The sequence below is a fragment of the Methylibium sp. genome (assembly GCF_013817365.1).
Lineage (GTDB): Bacteria > Pseudomonadota > Gammaproteobacteria > Burkholderiales > Burkholderiaceae_C > Methylibium.
The window spans coordinates 1-3,288 of the sequence record NZ_JACDCU010000440.1 but is presented as its reverse complement, the minus strand read 5'-3'; the positions used below and the strand labels follow the sequence as shown (position 1 = coordinate 3,288).

General features: G+C 71.3%; 3 protein-coding genes and 1 pseudogene. All 4 read left to right on the top strand.

The annotated features are described in order from the left end of the window. A partial coding sequence (locus tag H0W38_RS19325; protein ID WP_292457211.1) for a glycerol-3-phosphate dehydrogenase C-terminal domain-containing protein occupies positions 1 to 690 on the top strand: 690 nt, incomplete at its 5' end. Next, the gene (locus tag H0W38_RS19320) at positions 690 to 1,823 is read left to right on the top strand and encodes an ABC transporter ATP-binding protein (RefSeq protein ID WP_292457209.1); all 1,134 of its coding nucleotides are present in this window, start codon (positions 690 to 692) and stop codon (positions 1,821 to 1,823) included. The genes H0W38_RS19325 and H0W38_RS19320, both read left to right, overlap by 1 nt. Before the next feature lies 1 nt (position 1,824). Then, positions 1,825 to 2,895, top strand: coding sequence for an ABC transporter ATP-binding protein (locus H0W38_RS19315; protein ID WP_292457206.1), 1,071 nt, complete (start codon positions 1,825 to 1,827; stop codon positions 2,893 to 2,895). Then, positions 2,892 to 3,288, top strand: a pseudogene (locus H0W38_RS19310) (sugar ABC transporter permease); the annotation flags it as partial. The gene H0W38_RS19315 and the pseudogene H0W38_RS19310, both read left to right, overlap by 4 nt.

Below are 3,288 nucleotides of genomic sequence, written 5' to 3'. Positions count from 1 at the left end.
GACGTGGTGTGGAGCTACGCCGGCGTGCGCCCGCTGCTCGACGATGCTTCGGGCGACCCGAGCGCCGTGACGCGCGACTACCTGCTCGAGGCGAATCACGCCGGCGGCCGGGCCGCGCCGCTTCTCACGGTGTGGGGCGGCAAGATCACCACCTTCCGCAAGCTGGCCGAGGACGCCGCCGACGAGATCGGCCGCATGCTCGGCGAGCCGCGCCGGGCCTGGACCGAGGGGGCGTTTCTTCCGGGTGGCGACCTGTCGGCCTGGATCGGCGCGCCGCGCCGGCCCGACACCGATTTCGAGCGCTTCGTCGCCGAGTTGCGCCGGCGCATGGGATGGCTGCCGGGCCCGCTGGCGCGCCGCCTCGCGCGAGCCTACGGCAGCCGGGTGGACCGCGTGCTCGGCGATGCCGGCTCCCTCGCCGGCTTGGGTGCCGAGGTTGCGCCCGGCCTGCACGAAGCCGAGCTCGACTACCTGCGTCGCGAGGAATGGTCGGGCGCGGCCGACGATGTGCTGTGGCGCCGCTCCAAGCTCGGCCTGCACTACACGCCTGCCGAGCGCAGCCGCGTCTCCGACTGGATGGCGCGGCGCAGCGCGAGCGCGGCGCCGAAGGATCAGCCGTCCCACGCTGCAGCGGCGGCCCAGGCGACACAGGCGCCCATGCCCGCGCCGTCCCGCACCGGAGTGGCGTGATGCAGCTCGCGCTCGAACAGCTCGGCCAGAAGGTCGGTGCCGTGCAGCACCTGTACCCGCTCGACCTGTCGCTGCAGCCCGGCGCCGTGACAGTGCTGCTCGGCGCCACGCAGGCCGGCAAGACCTCGCTCATGCGCCTGATGGCGGGGCTCGACAAGCCGACGCACGGCCGCATCACGGTCGATGGTGCGGACGTGACCGGCGTGTCCGTGCGCGGGCGCAACGTCGCGATGGTCTACCAGCAGTTCATCAACTACCCGTCGCTCAGCGTGGCCGAGAACATCGCCTCGCCGCTCAAGCTGCGCGGCGGCCTGGACCGCGCCGCCATCGCGCAGCGCGTGAAGGCTCTGGCCGAGCGGCTGCACATCGATCCCTTCCTGGACCGCCTGCCCGCGGAGCTGTCGGGCGGGCAACAGCAGCGCGTCGCGCTGGCCCGCGCGCTGGCCAAGAACGCGCCGCTCATGCTGCTCGACGAGCCGCTGGTCAACCTCGACTACAAGCTGCGCGAGGAACTGCGCGAGGAGCTGACGCAACTGTTTGCCACCGGCGACTCGACCGTGGTCTATGCGACCACCGAGCCCGCGGAGGCGCTGCTGCTCGGCGGCTGGACCGCCGTGATGGACGCCGGCGAGCTGCTGCAGTACGGGCCGACGGCGGAGCTGTTCCATACGCCGAAGTCCTTGCGCGTGGCGCGCGCCTTCAGCGACCCGCCGATGAACCTGCTCGAGGCCGAACCGGCGATGTTCGGCGTGCAACTGCGCGCTGCGGACGGTGCCGCGAAGGCCGCCGGAGCCGCCCGGCCGCCGCCGCACGTGCCGCTGCCTGCCGCGCTGGGCGGCTTGCTGACCGGTCGGCTCACCCTGGGCGTGCGGGCCGGCGCGCTGCGCCTCGATCAGCGCCCCGGCGACGTGGCCCTGCCGGGCAGCGTCGAGCTGGCCGAGATCTCCGGATCGGACACCTTCGTCCATGCCGCGACGAGCGTCGGCGAGGTGGTCGCGCAGTTGCCCGGCGTGCACGAGCTCGCGCTGGGCGCGCCGATCACCTTCCACCTGAGCCCCGATCAGGTCTTTGTGTTCGGAGCGGACGGCGGCTTGCTGCTTGCGCCGCCCCGCACGCACACGAGGGCTTACTGACATGGCCCGCATCGATCTCGATCTGGCGCACGCCTACCGGCCCCACCCCCAGGCCGACAGCGACTACGCGCTGCTGCCGCTGAAGATGAGCTTCGAGGACGGCGGCGCCTATGCGCTGCTCGGCCCCTCGGGCTGCGGCAAGACGACCCTGCTCAACATCGTCTCCGGTCTCGTCGCGCCCTCGCAGGGCGGCGTGAAGTTCGACGGCCGCGACGTCACGAAGGACAGCCCGCAGCAGCGCAACATCGCGCAGGTATTCCAGTTCCCGGTCATCTACGACACGATGACCGTGGCCGAGAACCTGGCCTTTCCGCTGCGCAACCGCAAGGTGCCTGCGGCGCAGATCGAGCAGCGCGTCGGGCAGATTGCCGAGATGCTGGAGCTGAGCGCGCAGCTCGACCAGCGCGCCGCCGGACTCGCGGCCGACGCCAAGCAGAAGATCTCGCTGGGCCGCGGGCTGGTGCGCGCCGACGTGTCGGCGGTGCTGTTCGACGAGCCGCTGACCGTGATCGACCCGCACCTGAAGTGGCAGCTTCGCCGCAAGCTCAAGCAGATTCACCACGAGCTGAAGCTCACGCTCGTGTACGTGACGCACGACCAGGTCGAGGCGCTGACCTTCGCCGACCGGGTGGTGGTGATGACGCGAGGGCGCGCCGTGCAGGTCGGCAGCGCGGGCGATCTGTTCGAGCGGCCGGCACACACCTTCGTGGGCCACTTCATCGGCTCGCCGGGGATGAACTTCCTGCCGGGGCGGGCCGAGGCGGGCGGGGTCGAGATCGCGGGGCGGCGGCTGCCGGCGCCCCGGGTGCTGGACGGTGGCGATGTGAAGCTCGGCGTGCGGCCGGAGTACGTGTCGCTGGCGGCGGCCGAGGCGCCGGGTGCACTGCCGGTGACCGTCACGCAGGCACTCGACATCGGCACGCACGTGCTGTTGACCGGGCGCATCGGCGAGCACGCGATCAAGGCACGGCTGGCGCCCGATGTCGCGGCGCCCGCCGTGGGCAGCACCGCGTGGCTGCAGGTGATGGGGGAGCACACGTGCTTCTACAAGAACGAGGAGTTGATCGCGTGAGCACCCTCAAACCCGTCAACCAGAAAGCCTGGTGGCTCGTGCTGCCGGTGCTGCTGTGCGTCGCCTTCTCCGCCATCTTGCCGCTGATGACGGTGGTGAACTATTCGGTGCAGGACATCATCTCGCCCGAGCGGCGGGTATTCGTCGGCACCGAGTGGTTCGTCGATGTGATGCGCGACGAGGAGCTGCACGCGGCGCTGCTGCGCCAGCTCGGTTTCTCGCTGGCGGTGCTGGCGGTCGAGATCCCGTTGGGCATCCTGCTCGCACTGTCGATGCCGGCCACCGGCTGGAAAGCCTCGGCCGTGCTGGTGATCGTCGCGCTGTCGCTGCTGATCCCGTGGAACGTGGTCGGCACGATCTGGCAGATCTACGGCCGTGCCGACATCGGCCTGC